Below are 24557 nucleotides of genomic sequence, written 5' to 3'. Positions count from 1 at the left end.
TCCCGGCATAAATATGAATCAGATTTAATGATATCGGAGGAACTATTGTTTACAAAAAAGATAAGTGTGATAATACCTGCCTATAACATAGAGGATCTTATTGTAAGGTGCCTTGAGAGTGTGTGTCATCAGAGTTATCCTGATGAGCTTCTTGAAGTTATAGTCGTGGATGATGGCTCAACAGACAACACTTATAAAAGAGCAGAGGAATATATAAAAAAGAATTGGGGACAGCTTCGCTATGAGGAAGGCGAGAACTTTTTGAGAAACAGCACAGGTCCTTCCATAACACTGCTTCATCAGGAAAATGGCGGCAGCAGTAAGGCGAGAAACCTTGGAATATCCGCTGCAACAGGAGACTATCTGGGATTTGTCGATGCGGATGACTACATCGATCATCATATGTACGAGGATCTGATGCGTGCCATTGAGGAGAACAGCACAGAGGAATCACCTGTTTTAATGGCTCAGGCTTCAAGGGATGAAATCGCAGAAAGCGGAGAAAGGCTTCCTGATGTTTGTATACCCCCTAAGAAGCAGCTGATTATTTCAGGAGAGGAGCATTTAAAAACTTTACTTCTTCATACAGGCGATGCCTCATTTTGTACGAAACTCACCAGCAGAGAGCTTTTTACAGGCAGCTGCAAGGGCTTTCCCGAGGGAGAATTAAATGAGGATTTCTATCTGATGATACATATGCTTAAGAAGGTAGGAAAGCTTGTGATTTTACCTCAGCAGTATTACCACGTATTTTACAGAACGGGCAGTAATTCAAGAAAGAAAGCAGATCAGAAGGACTATTTTCCTCCTGTGTTCACGGATATTGTAAGAAATTCGGATGTGGCATTAAGACTTGTGAATAAGAGCTTTCCTTCGCTTCATGAGATTGCAGTCAGATTCTGCCTTATACAAAGGCTTGATTACCTGCTGCATATTCCGATAAGTAAGATGAATTACAGCAATAAATTTTATAGAAAAATTGTTGTAGGATTTTTGAGAAAACATATGAAGGATATATTGAACAATCCGTATCTTTCAAAGAAAAACAGAGTATATCTGTTACTCCTTTCTTTAAGCCCCAAATTTGTGAGAAAAGTGCATGCGGGGATTAGGAGAATAAAATGAAATTCAATTCTAAACAGTACACTATAATATTACTCCTTATTTTGGTCGTGCAGATAGCAGGTATCTGTCTTTTTGGCGTGCAGAAAGCAGGGTTTCATCAGGATGAGTATTACTCATATTTTTCTACCAACAGAAGTCTTGGATTCTACTACCCTGACAGGGAATGGGTTGATACGGATGTCATAGAAAATGAGTTTACAGTGCAGAAGGGAGAGGGCTTTAATTATGGTCTGGTGCATCAGGTTCAGTCCTGGGATGTGCATCCTCCGTTTTTCTATGATCTGCTTCATACAGTATGCTCAATAACTCCGGGAGTATTCAGCAAATGGCAGGGAATAACAGTAAATCTCCTGGCTTTTATAATAAGCTTTGTTCTTCTGGAAAAGCTTGCCAAAAGTATAGGAATGAGCAGGGGGCTCAGGATTGCTTTGATGTTTGCCTATGGCTTTAATCCTATGACGATATCCTGTGTGCTTTTTATAAGAATGTATATGTGGCTTACGGTATTTATTCTTGCGTCAGCATATCTGCATCTTAAGCTGATAAGTCTTATAAAGAAATATTATTCAGGAAATGAACTTAAGGGATTTGTTCTTGCAAAGCCCTTCGATACTAAATTTAAAAAGGGTTTTGCAGGATACGTTGCAGGCATCTGTCTTGTAAGCCTTTTTGGATTTCTTACGCAGTACTATTACCTGATATTTATGGTAACGATGGGATTATCATTTTCCATATGGTTCCTGTTCCTTATGCCTAAAAACAGAAGGAAAAAAAGGCAGACAGGTGACAATGAAAATAACACAAATCCAATAACCATAGAGAGCATTCTCGGGGATGAAGAGTTTGTAATGCAGGCGGCTTCTATGGCGGAGCGGTTCAAATATATTGTTGTTTATTGTGCAGGAGCTGTAGTTTCACTTGTGGCAGCAGTTGGCATTTATCCTGCAGCCCTTTCTCATATTTTCAGGGGATACAGGGGGAAGGAAGCTGCGGATGCTTTTTCAGATATGTCCAACATCCTGGATCGTTTTGGCTTCTTTTTCGGACTTGCTGATGATTATCTTTTTTCAGGAATGCTCTGGATTGTAATAGTAATGATCGTGATTGCCCTTATTGCTCTGTTTTTCCTTCTCAGGGTAAAGGGTGAAAAGGACAAGCTTCACATTGCTCACATAAGAATTCTTACGGTGGCTGCCCTGGGATATTTTCTGATCGTTGCTAAGACAGCGCTCCTTCTTGGAGATACATCAAACAGATATGAAATGCCCATTTATCCGATAGTACTTCTGCTTTCTGCATATTTTACAAGAATTGGAATAAGAGCAATCGTCGGCAACAGAAGTTTTTTGGATATGCAGATACCGGTACTTGTTACCTTTATTCTGTTCCTGACAATAATACTTAAGGGTATTGTTATAGATCAGAACGTGCTGTTCCTCTATCCTGAAGATGCCGGACGAATAGCTTATGCAAAGGAGATGGATGGGAAAGGGGCCGCGGCAGTGGTAATGTACAATGATGCGACACCTGACAACATCTGGAGACTTACCGATGAGCTTTTGGAGTATGATGAGCTTTATTATGTAAGTGAGGCAAATACAAAAGCTCTTGAGGATGAGAAGCTTGCAGCAGCAGATAAGGTAGTGATCTATGCAGCGGACCATGATAACAGGGATGCGATATTAAAAGCTCTGGAAGAGAAAAGGACTGACCTTGGGGATCTTAGGGAAGTATATAATAAAGAGATGTGGACACAGTATGTGATGGAGTAGGCTTTCCTGTGGAAAAGGCTTGATGGCAACATGCGTGGGAATGCCAAAATTAATAAATAATGTTATTTATCCCTATTTATAGTATAATCAATAAGTATTATTCATTGAAAAGAGGTTATTTAAATGAAATTAGATGATAAAACCATACTTGTAACAGGAGGAACAGGATCATTTGGTCATTGCTTTACTGAGTATCTTCTTGAGCATTACAATCCCAAGAAGATCATAGTATATTCCCGTGATGAGTATAAGCAGTTCACTATGTCTAATGAAAAGGTTTATAGAGAACATGCTGATCAGATGAGATTTTTCATTGGTGACGTCAGAGATGGTGCCCGTATGGAGCGCGCTATGGAGGGTGTTGATTATGTAGTCCATGCAGCAGCTCTTAAACAGGTTCCGGCTTGTGAGTACAATCCGGATGAAGCTATCAAGACGAATGTAAACGGAGCTCAGAATGTTATAAATGCTGCGCTGAATACAGGAGTTAAGCGTGTTGTTGCGCTTAGTACCGATAAGGCTGTAAATCCTGTGAACCTCTACGGCGCTACTAAGATGGTTTCAGATAAGCTCTTTATAGCTGCTAATGCATATGCCGGTAATAAGGATATCAATTTCTCAATTGTCAGATATGGTAATGTAGCAGGAAGTCGCGGCTCTATCATTCCTCTCTTTAAGAGACTTGTTGAAAATGGTGAGAAGGAGCTTCCTATTACTGATTACAGAATGACGCGTTTCTGGATCAGTCTTCCTGAAGGTGTTGAACTTGTTCTCAAGGCTTTGGAAGAAGCTAAGGGTGGTGAGACCTTTATCAGCAAGATTCCTTCATTTAATGTCAAGGACCTTGCAGAAGCTATGTATCCGGGTATTGCAACAACTGAGGTTGGAATCCGTCCTGGTGAGAAGCTCGACGAATGCATGGTTTCAGTTGAGGATGCACCTTTTACCTATGAATTTGATAAGCACTACATTGTATATCCTCAGGTAATATTTAACGACAGACAGCTTCCGGATCCCAAGGGAAGGAAGGTTGCTGATGGCTTCTACTACAGCTCAGGTAATAATACTGAGTGGATGAGCGTACAGGAGATCAGAAACAGACTTCATGAGGCTGTTGACCACTGATATCTGAGCTAATTGTAAGAATACCTTATATAAATTATGTGATACCGAATTTTTTAGGAAATCCGATATCCTGTAAAAATCCGAATCCCTGCAGTTTGCGGGGGTTCGTACTTTTAGGGCAAAATTTATTTTTTGACTCTTACATCATATTTCAGTACTATGGAGAGCATTAATGAGTGCGATAGCAATAATTACAGCTCGTGGTGGAAGTAAACGTATACCACGTAAAAATATAAAAATATTCAATGGTAAACCGATAATAAATTATTCAATAGAAGCGGCATTGAAATCCGGGATATTTGATGAAGTCATGGTATCAACTGATGATGAGGAGATAGCAGAGATTTCAAAGGCAGCAGGTGCCAGTGTTCCGTTTTACAGGTCCGCTGAGACTTCAAACGATACAGCAACTACGGCTGATGTGCTTCTTGAAGTGTTGGACAGATATGAGGAGATGGGTAGAAGCTTTGAATACGGCTGCTGCATATATCCTACAGCTCCGTTTGTTACTGCAAGGAAGCTTAAGGAAGCTATGGATGAGCTTGTAAAATCAGGCGCTGAGTCTATCGTACCTATGCAGGAGTTTTCGTATCCGCCCCAGAGAGGTCTCTTTATTGATGATAAGGGACTGGTTAAGATGCTTCATCCTGAGTATGCTACAACCAGAAGTCAGGATTTGCAGAAACAGTATCATGAGTGCGGACAGTTTTATATTTTCAGAAATGATGCATTTAAGATTCAGAAGGACACCACTATGGAGAAGTCTATCCCTTATATCATAGACCCGGTGGAGTCCCAGGATATAGATAATGAGAGTGACTGGCTCTTAGCAGAGCTTAAATATAAATTTCTCACCGAACAGGGAATTTTGAGATAATCTGGTTTTTACATAAAACCATTTAGTTTTAAAGAGGAGTAGTTAATGAAATTAGACGAATGTCTTAAAAATAACAGAGCGTACATGATAGCGGAGATGAGTGCTAACCATGGCGGAAGCCTTGATAACGCACTTAAGATCGTTGAGGAAGCCGCGAAGGCAGGTGCGGATTGTTTAAAGACTCAGACTTATACTGCTGATACTATTACTATTGATTGTGATGCAGAGGCTTTTAAGATCCATGGTGGTCTCTGGGATGGTTATAATCTCCATGATCTTTATAAGGAAGCCTATACTCCCTGGGAGTGGATGGAGCCTATTAAGAAAAAGTGTGAGGAGTGTGGAATAGATTTTCTTTCCACTCCATTTGATAAGACTTCTGTGGATTATCTTGAGAACATCGGTGAGGAATTCTACAAGATCGCATCCTTTGAGCTTGTTGATATTCCGCTTATAAAATATATAGCAAGAACAGGAAAGCCTATCATCATGTCAACCGGCATGGGATCAGAGGAAGAGATCCAGGAAGCTATCGATGCCATAAGATCTGAGGGCAATGATAATATAATTATTTTGAAATGTTGCAGTGTTTATCCGACAGTTTCTGCAGATCTTAATTTGAGGACAATTCCTGATATGCAGAAGAGGTTTGGAGTTCCCGTGGGACTCTCAGATCATTCCATGGGAGGAACAGCAGCTATTGCTGCGGCAGCTCTTGGAGCAGTTGTCATTGAGAAGCATTTCTGCCTTGATAGAAATCTTCCTTCTGCAGATTCCGCATTTTCCATGGAACCGCATGAATTCGCAGATATGGTAAAGGGAGTACATGATGCAGAGCTTGCGCTTGGTAAGATATTCTACGGACCTACTGAAGCAGAGGCAGGAGAATATACCAACAGAAGATCCCTGTTTATTGTTGAGGATGTTGAAGAGGGTGAGGTGCTTACTGAGAAAAATGTGAGAAGCATAAGATCCTACAACATTCAGGGAATGAAGCCCAAGCATTACGAAGAAGTACTTGGTAAAAAGGCAAAACATAAGCTAACACGTGGAACACCGCTGGAATGGAGTGAAATTGAGTAAGATAGCGATTCGTGTGGATGCAAACGAAATAGTGGCGACGGGACATATCATGCGCTGCAGGACTATTGCAATGAGCCTGCAGCAAATGGGGTGTTCTGTCGTCTTTGTGTCTGCTGATAATAATATAATCCCTTATATTCAGGGTGAATTTGAATGTGCGATTTTGGATTCAGACTGGAGAAATCCTGAGCAGGAGATAATAGTTCTTCTTGATTTCCTTCATGAGGAAGGAATTTCAGCCATGCTGGTTGACAGCTATTACGCAACTCCTGAGTATATCCGGATGCTTGAAACAAATGATATCCGCACCATGTACATCGATGATATGCAAAAAGAAAGATTCCCGGCAACTGCGATACTAAATTACAGTCCCGGGGCTCCGGATCTTGCCTATGAGGAATTCTATGAAGGAGAGGCACCGACACTCCTTCTTGGAACGAAGTATATTCCCATAAGAGATCAGTTTGTACAGAGAAACAGGATGTCCCGTGGAACAGGAATAAGTAGTGATATCGGAAGACTTGGTACGGATGGAGAGGCTCTTGTGAATATCGACATTGTGGCAGGCGAGAATCAGGAGTCTGCGGATGGTGCTCACAGGACCTTTGGCTACGATATAGGAGGAATTGATAACATCTTTCTTACAACTGGCGGTGCAGACAGTATGGGATTATCTGAGATGATTATCAGTGCAATCATGAGATATCCTGAGCTTCATTTTAAAGACGGAAAAAAGAAAATTCATCTTTTGGCAGGACGCTTCTACAGGGTAACTGAGAAGGTTCAGCAGTATATTGAGGACGGATATGTGGCGCTTCATCAGAATGTGTCCAATGTGGCGGACATTATGAACAGCTGTGATGTAGCCATAACTCCGGCAGGAACAACACTGTATGAGCTATGTGCGGTAGGAGTTCCTTCCATAAGCTTTGTCTTTGCTGAGAATCAGGAGCCGGATGCATTATATTTTGCAAGAGAGGGATATGTCCCTTATGCCGGAGATTTCAGGGAAGACGTAAATGAGGTTCTGATGGCTATTGTCGCCTACATAGAGGAAGTAATGTCCATGGATACCACAGAGCGTATAGATATATCAAACAAACTAAAAAAGCTTATTGACGGTCAGGGTGCTGACAGGATTGCAGAAGCTTTGATGGAGATGTAACAGAAAATGGAAAAGATTTTTATATTGGGAGCAAGCGCTCTTCAGGTGCCTGCCATTAAGAAAGCCAAAGAAAAAGGCTTATATGTTTATGTTCTTGATTATGATCCGGAGGCTGTTGGGATTAAGGATGCAGACGAGTTTTTATGCATCAGTACAATAGATAAAGATGCGGTTCTTGAGGCTGCAAAAAAATATTGCCCGGATTATATCATAACTTCTACAAGTGATATGCCTGTTAGAACTGTTGCCTACGTGAACGAGCAGCTTGGAAAGAAAAACGACATATCCTATGAAAACTCTATCTGCGCTACTGACAAGGCTGCCATGAGAAGAAGAATGAAGGAGTGTGGCGTACCGATTCCTGAGTTCCATGTTATCTCTGATGAGGCTGAGTTTATGGATGCAGCTGACAGGCTGGGGGACAAATTTGTATGTAAGCCTGCGGATAATGCTGCAAGCAGAGGAGTAGTCCTTGTTAATAAGAGTGAACTTTCGAGGGAGTCTGATGGAAGTATCAGCGAAGCCCTTAAGGAAATCTATTCGTATACCAGGGAATTTTCAAGAAGCGGGCAGGTCCTTTTGGAGGAATTCATGGAGGGGCCTGAAGTCAGTGTTGAGTCTTTTACCATTAACGGAGAAACACATATTATCACCATAACCGATAAGATGGTGACAGAGGTTCCCTATTTTGTTGAGACGGGTCACACTGAGCCCTCAAGACTCCCCGAATCATCAAGGGAGGATATCAGGAGAGTTGCACTGGCCGCTATAAAAGCAGTTGGCATAGTTAACGGACCTTCACATACAGAAATCAAGGTTACGGATAGTGGAGCCAAACTTGTGGAAATTGCAGCAAGGCTAGGAGGAGATTTTATTACTTCAAAGCTTGTTCCGCTGTCAACCGGAGTTGATCTTATTGACTGCTGTATCTCAAGTACTCTCTCTCAGGAGGTAAAGTGTAAGGCTACAAAGAACTGCGGCGCAGCCATCAGATTTTTACATGCCAGGGAGGAAGATGAGGCAGACGATAAAAATGGAGTAATAACTGCAATTAATGGATTAAAGGAAGCTGAAAGCATGCCCGGAGTCGTGGAAGTTTCTGCTTATAAAAAGGTTGGGGATACCGTAGGGAGACTTAAAAACAGTGGTGACAGATGGGGGCATGTGATCGCTACCGGAAAAGATGCTGATGAAGCGGAAATAAATGCAACTAAGGCTGCAGAAAAAATAGTTTTCGAGATTTCTTTCAGATAAAATATGCTAAAATGAAGTATGTTAAAATAAAATATGATAAATGTAATGAAGTATGGGACAGATTTGTTTTGTCCCATACTTTACAGGATGTAAAAGTTTTGTGGGGGGTAATTTAATATGTCAGAACAAGGCAATATATCGAAAGCTTCTGTTCAAAAGGAGGACGGAGACGTCATGATGAAGGTTGCGACCTTCATAGTTGACAGGCGTAACCTCTTCTTTCTTTTATTTGGCATTGCTATGATTTTCTGTGCAATAGCTGCGGGAATGGTTAAGGTTGAGGATTCACTTTCGGCTTATCTTCCCGATTCTTTTGAGACCAGTCTCGGTCTTGATCTCATGGGAGAAGAATATACAACATACGGATCTGCCAAGATAATGGTATCAAATATTGTTTATGAGGATGCCAAGGCATTGTCAGAGACTATAGGAGAAAGAGAAGATGTTGCGATGATCGCCTTTGATGAGACCGTTGATCATTACAACAATTTTTCCGCTCTCTTTGATATCACTTTTAAGTATGAGGATACGGATCAGCGATCTCTGGATGGTCTTGAAGAGATAAAGGGGATGCTTGCTGACTATGATATTTTCGTAAGTACTTCTATGGGTAATGCTGCGGCAGAGACTATTGAGAAGGAGATGCAGACAGTCAGCGCTCTCGTGGTGGTAATCGTCCTTGTGGTTTTGGTTCTTACATCAGAGACCTATGCTGAGATTCCGGTTCTTCTTTTGACTTTTGGTGCAGCAGCGCTTCTTTCAGCCGGTACTAACTTCATTCTTGGAACGATATCTTTTGTATCTGACTCGGTTACTATAGTACTGCAGCTTGCTCTGTCCATAGACTATGCTGTTATTTTCTGTAACAGGTATAAAGAAGAGCATGAAAATCTGCCCATAAGAGAGTCGGATATTCTGGCACTAAGTAAAGCGATTCCTGAGATATCATCAAGTTCACTTACTACAATTGGTGGTCTTATTGCCATGCTGTTCATGCAGTTTGGTATAGGTAGTGATATGGCAATCTGCCTTATAAAGGCTATTTTACTAAGTCTTTTGGCAGTGTTCCTTCTGATGCCGGGACTTCTTATGATCTTTGGTCCCTGGATGGATAAGACCAGGCACAAGAGCTTTGTTCCTAAGATTCCATTTGTGGGCAAATTTGACTATTATTCAAGATTTATAGTTCCACCTGCATTTGTTGTCATGATAATAGCGGCGTTCTTGATCCAAAACAAATGTCCTTTTGTTTATGGATACTCGATGATCAAGACTCCCATAAAAAATGAGACTCAGATCGCAACGGACATGATAAATGAGACCTTTGGCGAATCCAACTTTGTAGCGGTAAATATTCCTGCAGGTAACTATGAAAAGGAAAAGAAGCTGATACAGAATTATCTGGACTGTCCTGAGGTTAAGTCGGCACAGGGCCTTGCAAACATAGAAGCCATGGGAGGCTACTGCCTTGCTGATAAGCTTTCTGCCAGAGAGTTCTCAGAACTCCTGGAACTTGATTATGAGATGGCAGAGCTTTTGTATATGGCTTATGCAGTAAATGATAAGAATTATGCGAAGCTTGTAAATGGTATCTCAACCTACAAGGTTCCGCTTATTGACATGATCATGTTTTTACATGATGAGGTTGAGGAGGGTTATGTAACACTTGATGAGAGCATGAAGGAGACTCTTGATGATGCCTATGAGCAGATGAACATCGCAAAGAAGCAGCTTCAGGGCGAGAACTTCAGCAGAATTCTTGTTTACTTAAATCTTCCGCAGGAAGGTGAAGAGACATTTAATTTCCTTGATCAGATGCACACCATGGCTAACAGATACTATGAAGGACAGATCCTTATTATCGGTGAAGCTACCAGCCAGTTTGACCTGCAAAAGACTTTCTCCAGAGATAATACGGTTGTAACTGTCATATCTATCCTGGCTGTGCTTGTGGTTTTGCTGTTTACCTTCAAATCCGCAGGAATGCCTGTACTTCTTATTTTGGTTATTGAGGGTGCAATCTGGATAAACTTTGCATTTCCGACTTTGCAGAAGGACAATATCTTTTTCATGACTTACCTGATAGTAAGTTCAATTCAGATGGGTGCAAATATCGACTACGCGATAGTTATTTCCGGAAGATTTATGGAACTCAAGGATAAGATGTCCCACAGGGATGCAATCATTGAGACTATGAACTTTGCATTTCCTACGATCATTACCTCGGGTTCAATGCTTGCCCTTGCTGGAATTTCCATCGGTCTTCTTACATCAGACGGTGCGATTTGCGGAATAGGACAGTGCCTTGGACGAGGAACAATTATTTCAATTTTCCTGGTTATGTTTGTTTTGCCTCAGATACTTCTTATCGGTGCAAAGATCATTGATAAGACTTCCTTCGAGGTTTCAGTTCCGCTCGGAATTGAGCGAGAGGTCGGGCTTATGAGAATAGACGGCAGAGTGCAGGGACAGATAAACGGCAGGATAATCGGTGAAGTTCATGCGGTTGTGAGAGGTGATATAAATGCCCTTGTCAGAAGCGGAAATGTGACAAAGCTTGATGAGAATAATCTGACTCCAGAGGAGCGGGCTGCATTTGAACAGGCTCCTTTTGAGAATGCGCCTGCATATGCAGGGGGAGGAGAAGACAGTGAAAATAAAAACTCTTAAACTCATTCTTAAAAAGAGCGTTATGACTCTTATAATTGGAGCGATAGTCCTTGGAAACACTAAGGCTACAGCTTATGCTACTGATGGAATAGGGAATCAGATAACCAATGAGATTATTGATAGTGTCGAGAAAAAGGTAAAGAGCGATGCTATTGCCCAGATGGCACAAACTGCAGAGGAAGAAGAGGAAGAAGAAAAGGAAAAAGAGGTTACTGATGGAAATGCCGAAGGTGAAGGCGAAGAGAACAGCGAAGAACCGGAACCTATCGTATATGAGAATATAGACATCAATAACTATTCTGATTTTGCGGAATTTGCAAAGAACTGTAAGAGTGATGAATGGTCTCTCAATAAGATAATTAATCTTAAAACAGATCTTGACCTGTCAGGTAAAGACTTTGAAATGATCCCGTATTTCAACGGAATATTCAAGGGCGGACAGCACGTGATAGAGGGGTACGACAAAACAGATGACAACTATATAACCGGGCTTTTCAGATATATCGGGCCAAACGGAATGGTTCAGGATCTCAATGTTTCAGGCGATATCAGGATGACCGATGAGATGAAATTCACAGGCGGAATCTGTGGAATGAATCAGGGCGTCATAAAGGACTGCAAGTACGCCGGAAGAATAGAAGGAAATAATACAGTAGGAGCTATCGCTGCAATAAATGAGCGCAAGGGAGTAATCAATAACTGTATAAATGATTCCCATGTGGCAGGATATTACTTTACAGGCGGAATCGTAGGTAAAAATTATGGTGTTATCTCCGGTTCGGTCAATAACGGAAATATAAATGACAATGAGGACTGGGTTATAAAGGATGATGAGAAAGGCGAAGGAATCATTCAGTCCATTACATCATCCATCTCCGAAGAAAGCAGGATATTAAGGACAGGAACCGATACCGGTGGAATCAGCGGATATTCAAAGGGTAGCATAGTAAGGTGCACTAACAAAGGAAATATAGGATATGAGCACACAGGCTACAATATAGGCGGAATTGCCGGAAGGCAGGTCGGTGTAGTTACATACAGTGTAAATGAGGGTCTGATCAATGGCCGTAAGGATATAGGCGGAATCGTAGGACAGATGGAGCCTGACCTTGAGCCTGAGGATCTGCAGACTCTGCCTGAAGCTGCAGATAAGCTCCATGACCTTGTTGAGCAGACACTTAATGATATGGACGGCGGCGTAGATGTTTTGTCATCTGATGTGACGAGTCTTACCGGATATGCAAACGGTGTTGTGGATGATGGACATGCCCTTGCAGGAGAACTTACGACTTCGGTAAATGATAATATCAGGACTATCAATCTTGCTCTTGAAAGATTTGAGTATGTGATGCAGAACATGCCGGGAGTTCTTGATCATGTGTCCGGAGCTTCCGATAAGATGTACTATTTTAATAATGCATTGGCAAGAGCTGTTGAATCCATAAATGTTGACGGCCAGCTCTCTGAGGATGACAGATATACCATTGAGAGCAGTGAAAATCAGATATATGAGAACGTTGCCAAAACCAGTGAAAACAAGCAACGAATGGAGGAGATTACAAACAGGATCAATCAGATGATGTATGAGACCGATGAATACGGTGATTACGTCTATGATGAAAATGGTGAGAGAAAACTAAAAGCTTTAAATGTGGATGAACAGAACCAGCTCAATTCATATCTTGCTGAGCTTCAGCAGCTGACCTCGGATTCCGGCAGCAGTATTTCCGGAATGTTTGGCGGAGTGTCTACGATTCTTGAGACTTATAAGCCTTATTCACAGTCTTCAGAGGATGCTGTTTTAGGTGAAACACAGAATGCGATATCGGCACTTCAGGATGCTGAGGGCGAGCTTAAAGAGGCTGCAAACGGTGCAAGAAGCATCATTGACTATCTGAACTCTCAGGAAAAGCTCAGGGTTTCCGGACTTGGTAGTGACTGGGATGCAAGTCTTGATTCACTCCATGCAAATCTGAGGGGGATATCCGGTTCGATTGAGAATATCAATCAGGATGGTAAGTCGACCTCTCATACCCTTAATTCAAATCTTAATGCAGTAAATGATCAGATAAATGTTATTTACCATATCATTTCTGATCAGTTTGATATTATTTATAATGATGATGCGGCAGTTTTCAAGGATGTTTCCGATGAAGAGATTCAACAGGCGAGGACCGGAAGGGTTGACAGCTCCAAAAACAGAGGAACCGTAAAGGGAGACATCAATGTAGGCGGTATTGCGGGTTCCATGGCGATAGATGATGAAGATCCTGAAGAAAATGCTGCAGGAAACATCAACATCGGAAAGGGAAGCAAATATACTTTAAAGAACATAATCTGCGAATGTGAAAATGAGGCTACCATCGAATCCAAGAAGGATGGAGCAGGACTGATCGTTGGTTATATGGCTCAGGGTATAGTTACATCCTGTGACGGATACGGACTTGCAAAGAGCACTGAGGGTAGTTATACCGGCGGAATTGCAGGCCAGTCGCTGTCCATAATAAGGGATTGCAATGCACTGTGTCTTCTTGATGGAAATAAATATGTAGGAGGTATCACAGGCTACGGAACCACAATCACAGGATGTAATGCGCTTGTTACATGGCAAAAGATTCCGACTGAGAGATACGGATCAATAGCAGGAATTGTTAATACTGATTCTGAAACGAAGAAAGCTAAACTTGATAATATCAGCGGTAACTATTTTGTTGAAAATAAAATAGGCGGTATCGATGACATTAGTTTTGAAGGGATTGCGCAGCCTCTTGGATATGCTGAGCTTATTGAACACGGAAGGACACCGGCACAGTTCGGACACCTTAAGGTAGTGTTTGAAGTAGAAGGACAAAAACTTGGTGAGCAGGAACTTTCCTATGGTGAGAGTCTTGAAAAACTGGAATTCCCTAAAGGTGAAGAAAGGGAGGACTTTTTCATAAAGTGGCCCGATGTAACTGGTAAGGTTATGGACGGAAGCTATGTTTTGTCCGGTGAGTATGTAGCAACAAACAAGGCTATCGAAAGTACTGAATTATACCAGAGCACAAACAAGCATATCGCGATTCTTGGAGGTAGTTACGGAGATGACGCGCATATAACGGCTGAGATGGTGGAAGAACCGGAATATGATATAAATAGCCCATCTTTGGAAAAAAGAGTTGTTAAATACAAGATAAGTATAGATGAGGGTACTTTTTCACAGACAACAGAAAGAAAAATAAGAATTTACAATCCCTACAAAAATTCAATTGTTAAGATTTACAGGGATGAGAATTGGGAAGAAATTCCTTCCAGGGCGATTGGAAGCTATCTTGAAATAGAGATGGATGACAAAGAGGCGATATTTGCTGTGGTTGAAAGAACGCCTCTCATCCTGAGATTACTTGATCTGTTTGGAATTATTTCCGTAGTAACCATTGCCATCCTTATTGTAAATTCGCTGATAAAGAAGCATGAGTTTGGCCATTTCAGACGTAAAAAATCAGCTAAAGATAATGAGAAAGAAGTAACAGACGGGAAAGAGGAGAAAAAATGAAAAGTCTGAAGCGTTTTTGCCTTAAAAAATATATACCGGTACTTGTACTGTTTTTGGGATTGCTATGCTTTAATAAAATCGGAGTTAATGCAGCAGTTTCAGTTATTACCCAGAGCAGGCTTTCGACAGACAGTGCTACGGTAAACTGGACAAGAATTACGGGGGCAAAAGTCTACTATCTGGGGATAGGAGAAGATGAGACTGAAGCCAAAAATTCTGCACTTTCCCACACTCTGAGCTTTGAACAGGGGACCCTGAGCCATAAATTTACAGGCTTAAAGCCCGGAATGAAGTATACTGTTGTACTTAGATATGTTCGTGACGGGAAAGACGGACAAAAAGAGGATCAGGCAGGAAGTGCCATAATAAAAACGCTTCCCGGAAAGATAAACGGTCTTACCCAGACAAGATGGTACGCTAACAAAAAGAAAGTATATGTTGGCTGGAATGAGCAGAATGCAGGAAACTACAGATATGTTTTCATGGATAAGGCAGGAAAAAGGATAAAATCAGGGGAACTTTTCACTAATTCCTTCAGTAGCAGGATAGATGACAAGAAATGCTATTCCTTTAAGGTCAAATCTGTTGCTATAATAAACGGTAAAACATATGAAGGCGAATGGTCGGACAGAATATTTCTTTTTGCACAGCCGATGATAAAGGCCTATAATTATGGGAATGATTTTGACCTTGGCATCAAGAACAAAAAGCTTGTACTTAAGTGGGATAAATCAAAGTATGTAAATGCCGGATACAGAATTTATGTATCAAAAAACAGAGACAAAGGCTATGTTAAGGTAGCTTCGGTAGGGAAAAAGAAGACTTCTGCTGTAGTTAAGAAATTTAAGGGGAGCTCATTTAAACATTCAGGAACCTACTATGTCTACGTGGAGGGCATAAGAAAATATGCCGGAAAAATAAGCTCTACAGGAATAGGTTATGTCTGGGAGTACAAAAACGGGAAAGTAAGACAGACCTATTACCATGGAGATTATTGATCAGGAACAAAAGAAGGATAAGGGGAAAACAATGTACGAGATCGGTAGCGAGTTTAATTTGGAAAAAGCTGTAAGAAGAGACGATTTTATCAGTATCTATTCAGACCTTGCTCAAAGAGGCAGTAAAAACATAGAGTTTTTGAGATGTGGAAGAGATGCGATAGGCTTTGTTGCAGATGATATTATTGCAAAGAACAAGGGACTTAAACATGTTTTTATCCCTGCATTATCCTGTGATTCAATGGTAAAACCCTTTGAAGTAAGGGGCATGGAGGTTACATATTACAAGATAGAAGAAAATCTGTGCATAGCCAAGGATGCTCTCTTTGACAGAATAGAAGAGGTTATGGGAGGCACCTCAGAGTCAGAAGCTTTTGCGGTACTGATCATGAACTTCTTTGGAATTGCAGATACGGATGAGATATCAGATGGACTTAAGAAGAGCTTCCCCAATGTGCTTATTATTGAGGATGTGACACACATTTTGATGGAGCCTGAATCATTTTTATTTGAAAAGGACAGGGCTGATTATTATGTGGGAAGTATCAGAAAGTGGCTTGGAATTCCTGACGGTGCATTTGCTATATCAAATACCGAATTTGTAATGGGAGCGCTTACCGGAGAGACAGATTTTACAGCCCTTAGAATGCAGGCTCTTACTGAAAAAACAGAGTATCTTGATAACGGAGACAGTGAGCTTAAGACTCATTTTAGAGAGCTGCTTTCAGAGGCAGAGGACTCCTTAAGTGACGGTCTTGATCCCTATCATATGTCAGAAGTGAGTGCAGATTATCTGAGCGATATTGATCTGTACAGAATATCAGACAGAAGAAGGGCAAATTACAGAAATCTGTATAAGAAATTAGAATGTCTTCCTCTTTGCGGGAAAGCTTTCAGACTCCTTCCTGAGATACCTGTAAATGGAAATAGTGAAGGCTATAAATATACACCCTTTATGCTTCCGATTGTTCTGGATATAGAATTCATGAGAAGAAGCGCAATTACCGATGACGGGAAAAACATAACCCGCGACGGATTTGAGAAGAGACTTGCGCTTCGGGGAATTTATGCACCGGTACTATGGCCCATAGCTGAAGAAGGTGCAGCAATATGCTATAATGCTAAGGGTTTTTCCGAAAACATGCTTGCTTTCTGGATTGACCAGCGCTATAGCAGATTTGACATGGAAAACATCGTGGATATTCTTGGCGATGAACTTAGTAGAATGTAGAATTTCATCAGAAATTCTATATTCGTATTGGACAAGGCCCTTGCAAAGCGAGGGGCGTGTCCTGCAGAAGGCAGGATTCCTGAACGCCTTTTAAGAAGTCTTAGAAATATCGAATGTGACTTGGAAAGAGCTGATAAATGCGACTTAGTGTGATAGTTCCTGTCTACAATATGGCAGGAGAAGATAAATTGAAGCATTGTCTTGATTCACTTGTGAATCAGACGTTGCCGGACGGTGAGATAGAGATTATCGCTGTGGATGACTGCTCTACGGATAACTCTTTTGAAATCATGCAGACTTATGAGAAACAGTATCCCGGGAGATTTATAGCTATTCACAGCAGTGTCAATCACCATCAGGGAGGTGCCAAAAACATCGGGCTTGGCAGAGCCGGTGGAGAGTGGATTGGCTTTATTGACGCTGATGACTGGGTTGTTCCCGATTATTACGAGAGATTACTTAAAAGGGCAGATGAAACCGGAGCCGATATGGTGGGCTGTGATTACAGTCTTGTTGACAGCTATACCTTTAAGCCCGGGCAGGTTGTACACAATAACAATTCTGAACAGACAGGCATTATGGATGAAGAAAAGTATAAAAAGCTTATTCTTGATACCGGAAGCCTTGTGGTAAAAATATATAAGAGAAATATTGTCCTTGGTGATAAGAGAGTAAGCTCTGAAAAGATCGATGTTTTTCCCGAGGACATTTTTTATGAGGATAATGCGGTAAGTAATACATGGATGCTGAGGGTAAAACATTTTGAATACATACCGGAGCCTCTGTATTTTTATTATCAGCACGATGCGTCCACGGTTCATACTATTTCAAAAAAGAACCTGGAGGACCGGATGACTGCGGGACGACAGATCCTTACTGAGGCTAAGACTCATGGGTATCTTGATAAATATAAAGATGAGATAGAGTTCATGTATACTGTACTTTTTTATGTGAACACTCTGTTTTCAGCAATGCCCAAAGAGCAGCATATAAAGGACTGTTACAATTTCACAAAGAGAATGGGGGAGGAAATGAAGGAAGCTTTTCCTGATTTTCAGAGTAACCCATATTATATTGACAGGATTCATCCTGAGGAGAAGAAGCTTATAGGAATGCAGATGAAATCACATATGATGTTTTATCTGTATTACAGGCTTTTGTGGTTTTACAGAAATCTCAGGAAAAAGAATAGAAGCTAAGATTTGTACTGCCCGGGAATGCGAAGCAGGACAGGGTAACGGTATTGGAAACAGACCGTTTTTTGTCAGATAGAGACATTTGTTTATAGATGAGGAGATATAACTTGCACGATAGAATCTATGTATGTCACACTTTCTATCATGTTTATGTGACATGTCTGAAAGAATTTCATATAATGCATCAGTTTGCAAAAGAAGGCAGTGACTTTACTTCTTCAAAAGCAGGGGATGGAAGTAAAATGGCAGGGCGTGCCACTTTAGTGCTTTCCAAAATGAGTAATAAATTTGGCTCAATGGTGGAAAGAGCAAGGAACTGCGGACTTTTTGAAGAGGTTATAGAGTATGATGAGAAGGAGGATACGTTCTTTCCTGAGCTAAAGCCACTTCGAACCAATACAGGAAGTCTTCCTAAAAATATGTTAAACAGAATAGAATTCTGCAGGAGATTTGCGCAGCTTCAGGAGAAGTATGTGCCTGTTGATTTTACAAAATATAAGGATATCTATGTCTTTTGTGATTCTGATCCCATAGGCTATTATCTGAATTATAAGAAGATAAGATATCATGCCCTTGAGGATGGTCTTAACTGTATAAAGTACGGAGACCAGGCCCGCTATGATAATAACGGACATTTCAGGTTCAAGGCATTTCTTGCATCTACGGGACTTATTTTTATTCAGAATGGGTGGGGCAGATACTGCATCGATATGGAAGTTAATGATATATCCATATTGGATTATCCCTGCCCTAAATATATTGAGGCTCCGAGGCAGCCACTGGTGGATGAGCTTACAAGGGCTGACAAGGAACTTATGCTTAAGCTGTTTGTTGAGAATATGCAGGAATTAAAAGAGCAGCTTGACGAGGGTAAGGATAAGCCAAGGGTTCTTATTTTATCAGAGCCCCTCTGTGATCTTGAGACCAGAGAGAGACTTTTTAAGGATCTTGTCCGCGAATACGGAACTATTGATGGCAAGGATGCTATAGTAATGATAAAGCAGCATCCGAGAGATTATCTTGATTATGAAAAGCTGTTTCCGGAGGTGATCCTTCTTTCGGGAACATTCCCCATGGAGATGCTTAACTTTATAGATGGACTTAAATTTGATAAACTTGTATCTGTATATACTGTAGTGGACTCAATTAAATTTGTTGATGAAAAAGTGTTCCTTGGAGATGATTTCATGGATAAATATGAAGCACCTGAGATACACAGACTTAATGAGCAGATAATTGATGACTGATTCAGAATGACAATTCAAAGCCTGGTATCGATCGGGAATACGAAGCATGATTGAGTAACGGTTCTGGAATTAGAACGGTCTTTGCCAGATAATAAACTATCGTTATTAGAGGAGAGAGATGAGAAAAATTTATCAGAAGATGATGCTCCTTCTTGATGGGAGACAGAAGAGACAGATGGTACTTATCATTATCATGATGCTTATAGGCGGTATTCTTGAATCGCTGGGAATCATGATGATCGTACCTGTTATGACCACAGTTGTGGACCCTGAGGCGGTTAAAGCACAAAAGTTTCTATCCGCCCTATATAATATTTTGGGGTGTCAAAATACCACGCAATTTGCTGCAATCATAATGGTTTCGATGATCCTTGTGTTTATCATTAAAAATATTTTCCTGTTTTTTGTTAATGTGGTGCAGCTAAGGTTTGTATATACCAATCAGTTTGCTACTTCAAGGCGCATGATGATCAATTTCATGGAGAGACCTTATGAGTATTACTTGAATGCTGACACTTCGGTTATTCAGAGAAATATCACTTCAGATGTAAACAATATGTACGGACTGATTCTCAGCTGTCTTCAGCTTATTTCCGAGATGATAGTTTTTTCCTGTCTGGTAGTAGTTCTTCTTACCCAGGATGCCAGAATGACACTTTCAATTGCGTCACTCCTTGTGGCTGTACTTCTTATAATCAAGTTTGCAGTTAAGCCCGTAATGGTCAAGGCAGGACAGGATAATCAGGATTACTACAGCGGGCTGTTTAAGTGGATTGAAGAATCTGTAACCGGAATTAAAGAGATAAAGATTGCCAATAAAGAGAATTATTTTATAAACGGTTATGCCAAGTGCGGTGAGGGCTATGTCAATGCAGTTCAGAAATACAACCTTTATAACTCAACCCCAAGGCTTCTTATTGAGACCATAAGTATTGGCGGTATGGTTGGATATATGCTTATCGTCATGATGAGCGGTGAGAGCTTAAAGAGTATGCTCCCTCAGATGTCAGTTCTTGCAGCGGCAGCAGCAAGACTTCTTCCAAGCGCCAACAGAATAAACAATTATCTCACATCAATTTCATATTTTGAGCCTTTCTTTATGAATGTAAGTGACAATCTTCAGCAGGAAATCAATGATGGTTCAATCTCCTACAGGGCTGAGGATTATGAGAAGATGCGCGAGGTTGAAAAGCTTCCCGTTCATAAGACAATAGAGCTTAAAAATATCACGTATCATTATCCAAATACGGATGCGTACGTGCTTAAAAATGCAGAAATGAGTATACCGGTAGGAAAGTCAATCGGTATTGTAGGTACCTCAGGAGCCGGAAAGACCACGATAGTTGATATTCTGCTTGGACTATTGCAGGTAGAGAGCGGTGATATTTTGGCGGACGGTGTGGAAGTAAGAAATCATTATCCCGAGTGGCTTAAAAATATCGGATATATTCCGCAGACGATTTTTATGCTGGATTCAACCATCCGTAAAAATGTGGCCTTCGGAATTCCCGATGAGGATATAGATGATAATAAGGTCTGGGCAGCTCTTAAGGAAGCCCAGCTTGATGAATATGTAAGATCTCTTCCTGATGGGCTTGATACTACAATAGGAGAGAGAGGAATACGACTTTCCGGTGGACAGAGACAGCGTATCGGTATTGCGAGAGCTCTGTTTGAGGATCCGGAAGTACTTGTGCTTGATGAGGCAACAAGTGCGCTTGATAATGAAACAGAGGCGGCTATCATGGATTCTATCAACAGACTTCATGGTAAGAAGACGCTTATTATAATCGCCCACAGACTTCAGACTATTGAAAAATGTGACATGGTCTACAGAGTAAACGGACAGAAGGTTTCAAAAGAACGCTAAATTTTGGGGGTTAGAGAAGAGGGTATGTTAACACTAAGGACCATAAAGAGTAAGGTTTTCAGATTTAAAAAATATCAGAAGCCGATGGAGAAATGGCTGTTTCCTTTGATACTGCTATTTTATCCTCTGATTGGTGCGTCTCAGGGTGTTGACATAACGGATACAACCTACAGTCTTGGCAATTATCAGTATTTGGATGCGCTTGATCCCATGTGGATGATCGCAACCTATATTCCAAATGTGTTGGGAAGACTGTTTATGAGTCTTCCCGGCGGAGATACAATGCTTGGAATGAATATCTATTGTTCCTTTGTGATAAGTGCAACTGCCATCACTGCGTATTATCTTTTGCAGAGATGGATGCCGGGCTGGATGACTTTTCTTGGGGAAATCATAGCAATCAATCTTTGCTGGTGCCCAAGAGTAATTCTTTATAATTATCTTACTTATTTCTGTTTTACTGCAGGCACGCTTTTTCTTATGCATGCCATGACGGATTATGAGATCACGAAATGGAAGTTTGTTCTTTCCGGAGTATTTTTTGGATTGTCGGTGATGGTGAGATTTCCCAATATAATCGAAGCAGCCATGATTCTTATTCTCTGGTATTATGAGACAATCCATAAACGTGATATAAAAGAGATTCTTGGTAAAACAGGACTCTGCATTCTGGGATTCTTTATTGGGTTTATTATTCCTTTTATTTTTATAAGTGCAAAGTACGGAATAACTGCATATGGTGATATGATAACGTCCCTGTCCACTATGTCTAAGGGGGCTTCTGATTATTCGGCTTTCGGCATGCTGGGATCAATACTTGGTGCCTGGTACAGGAGTTTCAGGAATATGATAATTATGATTCCCTGCATGATAGTAGGGCTTATCATGATAATGCTAAAGCCCGGGAGATACTACTGGATAAAGAGAATTCTTTATGTTGCAGGGATATTTGTGCTTCTGCTTTTTTATTACAAGAGCAATGTGTTCACAAGAAGCTATTATTACTATGACTCAATGTTTGAGCCTGCCATGATGTTTCTGATATTTGGACTTGGATTCCTTTTGGTGGGAGTTACACCTAATATAAACGGGCAGGCATCAGAAAGAAGTCTGTGCCTTGCAGCGCTTCTTATAATTTTTATCACACCTGTCGGAAGTAATAACTATACATATCCTCTGATTAATAATCTTTTCATCGTAGCTCCTTTTGTGATGTGGATGTTCAGAAGAGTCAGACAGGCAGCAGGTCCTGTGGAAATCCACTTCACCTGGAAGGCTATGTATATGGCGGTTTTGGTGCTGCTGTTTGTACAGGGTTCACTTTTTCATCTGGAACACAGCTTTGTGGATGGAACAGACGGAACAAAGAGGACTACACTGATAGGCTCCATGGATATTCCAAAGGCTGCAGGGATGCATACGACGATTACAAATGCAGAAGACATTTCTGAAGTATATAAGTGTTTAAATGATAATGATCTTGGCGACAGGAGTCTTCTTCAGTTTGGTAAGGCTCCGGGGCTTTCTTATCTGATGGATATGGAGCCTGCCATCTTTACAACATGGCCGGATCTTGATTCAAATACAACCGAAAAGTTTTCAGAGGCACTTTCTTCATTTAACGGCGATGAAAGCAAGGATTTACCTGTGGTTATAATAAATCCTGATTTTGAGGGAGAGGTGCTTGCAGAGGAAAAGTACGACCTGTTATTGGACTTCCTTAGCACTTGGAAGTATAATAATATCTTCGATAATGGTCGGTTCGAAATCTATACTGCCGACTGAGGAATTGGAAAGAGGATATTATGAATAATTTATTTCAGCAGATTATGAAGTTTGGGCTTGTGGGAGTTTTTTGTTTCTTTGTTGACTACTTCCTGTATCTTGGGGCAAATTTTCTTTTTGAAAAGGCAGGGATAGCAGCGATTTTTCCTAAGTACTATCTGATATCTGCACTCGTTGGATTTACTGTTTCTGTGGTTGTTAATTATATTTTGAGCTTCAAGTTTGTCTTTGTACGCCGCGATGACATGAGCAGAAGGAGAGAGTTTGCTATTTTCCTTATCTTAAGCATCATAGGTCTTGGAGTTAATGAGCTGTGCCTGTATATAGGTATTGATCTGATCTATATGAACTGGGGATGGCTGAAGAGCATTATGAGTGAATCATTTGCCAAGAATCTCTTCTTCAAGTTTGGTGCTACAGGCGTGGTTATGGTGTACAATTTCGTTACACGTAAGATTTTCCTTGAGCAGAAAGGCTGAAAAATATGAGAATCAATTTTAATGTTCCGCCCTATACAGGGAAGGAAATGGAATATATAAAGGAATGTGTTGAGAACCAGAAGATTTGCGGAGATGGCGCATATACCAAAAAAGATAATGAATGGTTTGAGGAGAAAACAGGTGTAAGTAAGTGCCTTCTTACAACCTCCTGCACTCATGCTACCGAGATGTCAGCAATACTTGCGGGCATAAAGGAAGGCGATGAAGTTATCATGCCTTCATACACTTTTGTGTCTACTGCCAATGCATTTGTCCTTAGAGGTGCAAAGGTTGTATTTGTTGATATCCGCCCTGATACCATGAATATCGACGAGAACCTCATCGAGGCAGCCATAACACCAAAGACAAGAGCCATTGTTCCTGTTCATTATGCGGGAGTGGGCTGCGAGATGGATACAATAATGGATATAGCAAAAAGACATAATCTTTTTGTTATTGAGGATGCAGCTCAGGGTGTTATGAGTACCTATAAGGGAAAAGCCCTTGGAGCCATCGGTGATTTTGGTAATTACAGCTTCCACGAGACCAAGAACTATAGCATGGGCGAAGGCGGAGCACTGCTTCTCAGAGATGAGACTTATGTAAATGATGCGATAATTATCAGAGAGAAGGGAACAAACAGAACTCTTTATCAGCTTGGTAAGGTGGATAAATACACATGGCTTCAGCCGGGCTCATCCTATCTTCCCAGCGATATGAATGCTGCTTATCTCTATGCTCAGCTTCAGATGGCAGATGAGATCAATGATGCCAGATTACAGTGCTATGACAGATATATGGAGGCCTTCAGAGATATGGCAGAGGCCGGCTTGATTGAGCTGCCCTATGTTCCCAAGGAGTGTGTACATAATGCGCACATGTTCTACATCAAATGTAAGGACTTTGAGGAGAGAGAGGGGCTTATAAAGTATCTTAAGGCTAACGATATCCTGCCTGCTTCTCACTATGTTCCTCTACACACATCAACAGCGGGACTTAAGTACAGCAGATTTAACGGTGAAGATAAATATACTACCAAAGAGAGTCTGCGCCTTCTTAGACTTCCTATGTATTACAATCTTACCCGTGAGGATCAGGATGAAGTGGTGATGCGCGTTAAAGAGTATTACAAGGCTTTGTAAAAT

The 24557-nt window shown here is 41.0% G+C and carries 17 protein-coding genes; all 17 read left to right on the top strand.

The window, feature by feature from the left end; genetic code table 11:
• Positions 1 to 45 precede the first annotated feature (45 nt).
• The 17 genes from G622_RS0103545 to rffA all read left to right on the top strand — a co-directional run bounded on the left by G622_RS0103545 (position 46) and on the right by rffA (position 24554).
• Positions 46 to 1125: a glycosyltransferase family 2 protein gene (locus G622_RS0103545; protein ID WP_242832947.1), complete on the top strand. Its 1080-nt coding sequence runs from the start codon at positions 46 to 48 to the stop codon at positions 1123 to 1125.
• Positions 1122 to 2897 carry a hypothetical protein gene (locus G622_RS0103540; protein WP_026509539.1) on the top strand — a complete coding sequence of 592 codons (1776 nt, stop codon included), beginning with the start codon at positions 1122 to 1124 and terminating at the stop codon, positions 2895 to 2897. Before G622_RS0103545 ends, G622_RS0103540 begins: the two co-directional genes overlap by 4 nt.
• Positions 2898 to 3020: 123 nt before the next feature.
• The gene (pseB, locus tag G622_RS0103535) at positions 3021 to 4022 is read left to right on the top strand and encodes a UDP-N-acetylglucosamine 4,6-dehydratase (inverting) (protein ID WP_026509538.1); all 1002 of its coding nucleotides are present in this window, start codon (positions 3021 to 3023) and stop codon (positions 4020 to 4022) included.
• A 172-nt stretch (positions 4023 to 4194) separates the two neighbouring features.
• Positions 4195 to 4899 (top strand): pseudaminic acid cytidylyltransferase, encoded by a 705-nt coding sequence (pseF, locus tag G622_RS0103530; protein ID WP_026509537.1) that lies wholly within the window; start codon positions 4195 to 4197, stop codon positions 4897 to 4899.
• A 45-nt stretch (positions 4900 to 4944) separates the two neighbouring features.
• Positions 4945 to 5982 carry a pseudaminic acid synthase gene (pseI, locus tag G622_RS0103525; RefSeq protein WP_026509536.1) on the top strand — a complete coding sequence of 346 codons (1038 nt, stop codon included), beginning with the start codon at positions 4945 to 4947 and terminating at the stop codon, positions 5980 to 5982.
• Positions 5975 to 7147 (top strand): PseG/SpsG family protein, encoded by a 1173-nt coding sequence (locus G622_RS0103520; protein WP_026509535.1) that lies wholly within the window; start codon positions 5975 to 5977, stop codon positions 7145 to 7147. Before pseI ends, G622_RS0103520 begins: the two co-directional genes overlap by 8 nt.
• Before the next feature lie 6 nt (positions 7148 to 7153).
• Positions 7154 to 8401, top strand: a complete 1248-nt coding sequence (locus G622_RS0103515; RefSeq protein WP_026509534.1) for an ATP-grasp domain-containing protein — start codon at positions 7154 to 7156, stop codon at positions 8399 to 8401.
• Between the two features lie 117 nt (positions 8402 to 8518).
• Positions 8519 to 11071, top strand: a complete 2553-nt coding sequence (locus G622_RS21500; protein ID WP_081675165.1) for an MMPL family transporter — start codon at positions 8519 to 8521, stop codon at positions 11069 to 11071.
• The gene (locus G622_RS0103505) at positions 11052 to 14606 is read left to right on the top strand and encodes a hypothetical protein (RefSeq protein WP_026509533.1); all 3555 of its coding nucleotides are present in this window, start codon (positions 11052 to 11054) and stop codon (positions 14604 to 14606) included. The genes G622_RS21500 and G622_RS0103505 overlap by 20 nt, the downstream gene beginning before the upstream one ends.
• Positions 14603 to 15604 carry a fibronectin type III domain-containing protein gene (locus G622_RS0103500; protein ID WP_026509532.1) on the top strand — a complete coding sequence of 334 codons (1002 nt, stop codon included), beginning with the start codon at positions 14603 to 14605 and terminating at the stop codon, positions 15602 to 15604. The genes G622_RS0103505 and G622_RS0103500 overlap by 4 nt, the downstream gene beginning before the upstream one ends.
• Positions 15591 to 16835 (top strand): hypothetical protein, encoded by a 1245-nt coding sequence (locus tag G622_RS0103495; protein ID WP_026509531.1) that lies wholly within the window; start codon positions 15591 to 15593, stop codon positions 16833 to 16835. Before G622_RS0103500 ends, G622_RS0103495 begins: the two co-directional genes overlap by 14 nt.
• A 137-nt stretch (positions 16836 to 16972) precedes the next feature.
• Positions 16973 to 18034 (top strand): glycosyltransferase family 2 protein, encoded by a 1062-nt coding sequence (locus tag G622_RS0103490; RefSeq protein WP_026509530.1) that lies wholly within the window; start codon positions 16973 to 16975, stop codon positions 18032 to 18034.
• A 104-nt stretch (positions 18035 to 18138) separates the two neighbouring features.
• A complete protein-coding gene (locus tag G622_RS0103485; protein ID WP_026509529.1) occupies positions 18139 to 19278 on the top strand; it encodes a glycosyltransferase family 52 in 1140 nt (379 codons plus the stop codon).
• A gap of 118 nt (positions 19279 to 19396) precedes the next feature.
• Positions 19397 to 21148 (top strand): ABC transporter ATP-binding protein, encoded by a 1752-nt coding sequence (locus tag G622_RS0103480; protein ID WP_026509528.1) that lies wholly within the window; start codon positions 19397 to 19399, stop codon positions 21146 to 21148.
• Positions 21149 to 21172: 24 nt separating this feature from the next.
• Entirely contained in the window at positions 21173 to 22933 is a 1761-nt protein-coding gene (locus G622_RS0103475) for a hypothetical protein (protein ID WP_026509527.1), read from the top strand.
• A gap of 20 nt (positions 22934 to 22953) precedes the next feature.
• The gene (locus tag G622_RS0103470; protein ID WP_026509526.1) at positions 22954 to 23412 is read left to right on the top strand and encodes a GtrA family protein; all 459 of its coding nucleotides are present in this window, start codon (positions 22954 to 22956) and stop codon (positions 23410 to 23412) included.
• Between the two features lie 5 nt (positions 23413 to 23417).
• Complete coding sequence (rffA, locus tag G622_RS0103465; RefSeq protein WP_026509525.1) at positions 23418 to 24554, top strand: dTDP-4-amino-4,6-dideoxygalactose transaminase; 1137 nt, start codon at positions 23418 to 23420, stop codon at positions 24552 to 24554.
• Positions 24555 to 24557 lie beyond the last annotated feature (3 nt).

This window comes from Butyrivibrio sp. LC3010 (assembly GCF_000424385.1).
GTDB lineage: Bacteria > Bacillota > Clostridia > Lachnospirales > Lachnospiraceae > Butyrivibrio.
This window is presented reverse-complemented; position numbering and strand designations above follow the sequence as displayed.

Bases quoted from the DNA above. Each gene is read 5' to 3' on its own strand.
- G622_RS0103470 (WP_026509526.1), top strand. From the start codon at position 22,954: ATGAATAATTTATTTCAGCAGATTATGAAGTTTGGGCTTGTGGGAGTT.
- pseB (WP_026509538.1), top strand. From the start codon at position 3,021: ATGAAATTAGATGATAAAACCATACTTGTAACAGGAGGAACAGGATCA.
- pseI (WP_026509536.1), top strand. From the start codon at position 4,945: ATGAAATTAGACGAATGTCTTAAAAATAACAGAGCGTACATGATAGCG.
- G622_RS0103515 (WP_026509534.1), top strand. From the start codon at position 7,154: ATGGAAAAGATTTTTATATTGGGAGCAAGCGCTCTTCAGGTGCCTGCC.
- G622_RS0103475 (WP_026509527.1), top strand. From the start codon at position 21,173: ATGTTAACACTAAGGACCATAAAGAGTAAGGTTTTCAGATTTAAAAAA.
- G622_RS0103500 (WP_026509532.1), top strand. From the start codon at position 14,603: ATGAAAAGTCTGAAGCGTTTTTGCCTTAAAAAATATATACCGGTACTT.
- G622_RS21500 (WP_081675165.1), top strand. From the start codon at position 8,519: ATGTCAGAACAAGGCAATATATCGAAAGCTTCTGTTCAAAAGGAGGAC.
- G622_RS0103490 (WP_026509530.1), top strand. From the start codon at position 16,973: ATGCGACTTAGTGTGATAGTTCCTGTCTACAATATGGCAGGAGAAGAT.
- rffA (WP_026509525.1), top strand. From the start codon at position 23,418: ATGAGAATCAATTTTAATGTTCCGCCCTATACAGGGAAGGAAATGGAA.
- G622_RS0103495 (WP_026509531.1), top strand. From the start codon at position 15,591: ATGGAGATTATTGATCAGGAACAAAAGAAGGATAAGGGGAAAACAATG.
- G622_RS0103480 (WP_026509528.1), top strand. From the start codon at position 19,397: ATGAGAAAAATTTATCAGAAGATGATGCTCCTTCTTGATGGGAGACAG.
- G622_RS0103540 (WP_026509539.1), top strand. From the start codon at position 1,122: ATGAAATTCAATTCTAAACAGTACACTATAATATTACTCCTTATTTTG.
- pseF (WP_026509537.1), top strand. From the start codon at position 4,195: ATGAGTGCGATAGCAATAATTACAGCTCGTGGTGGAAGTAAACGTATA.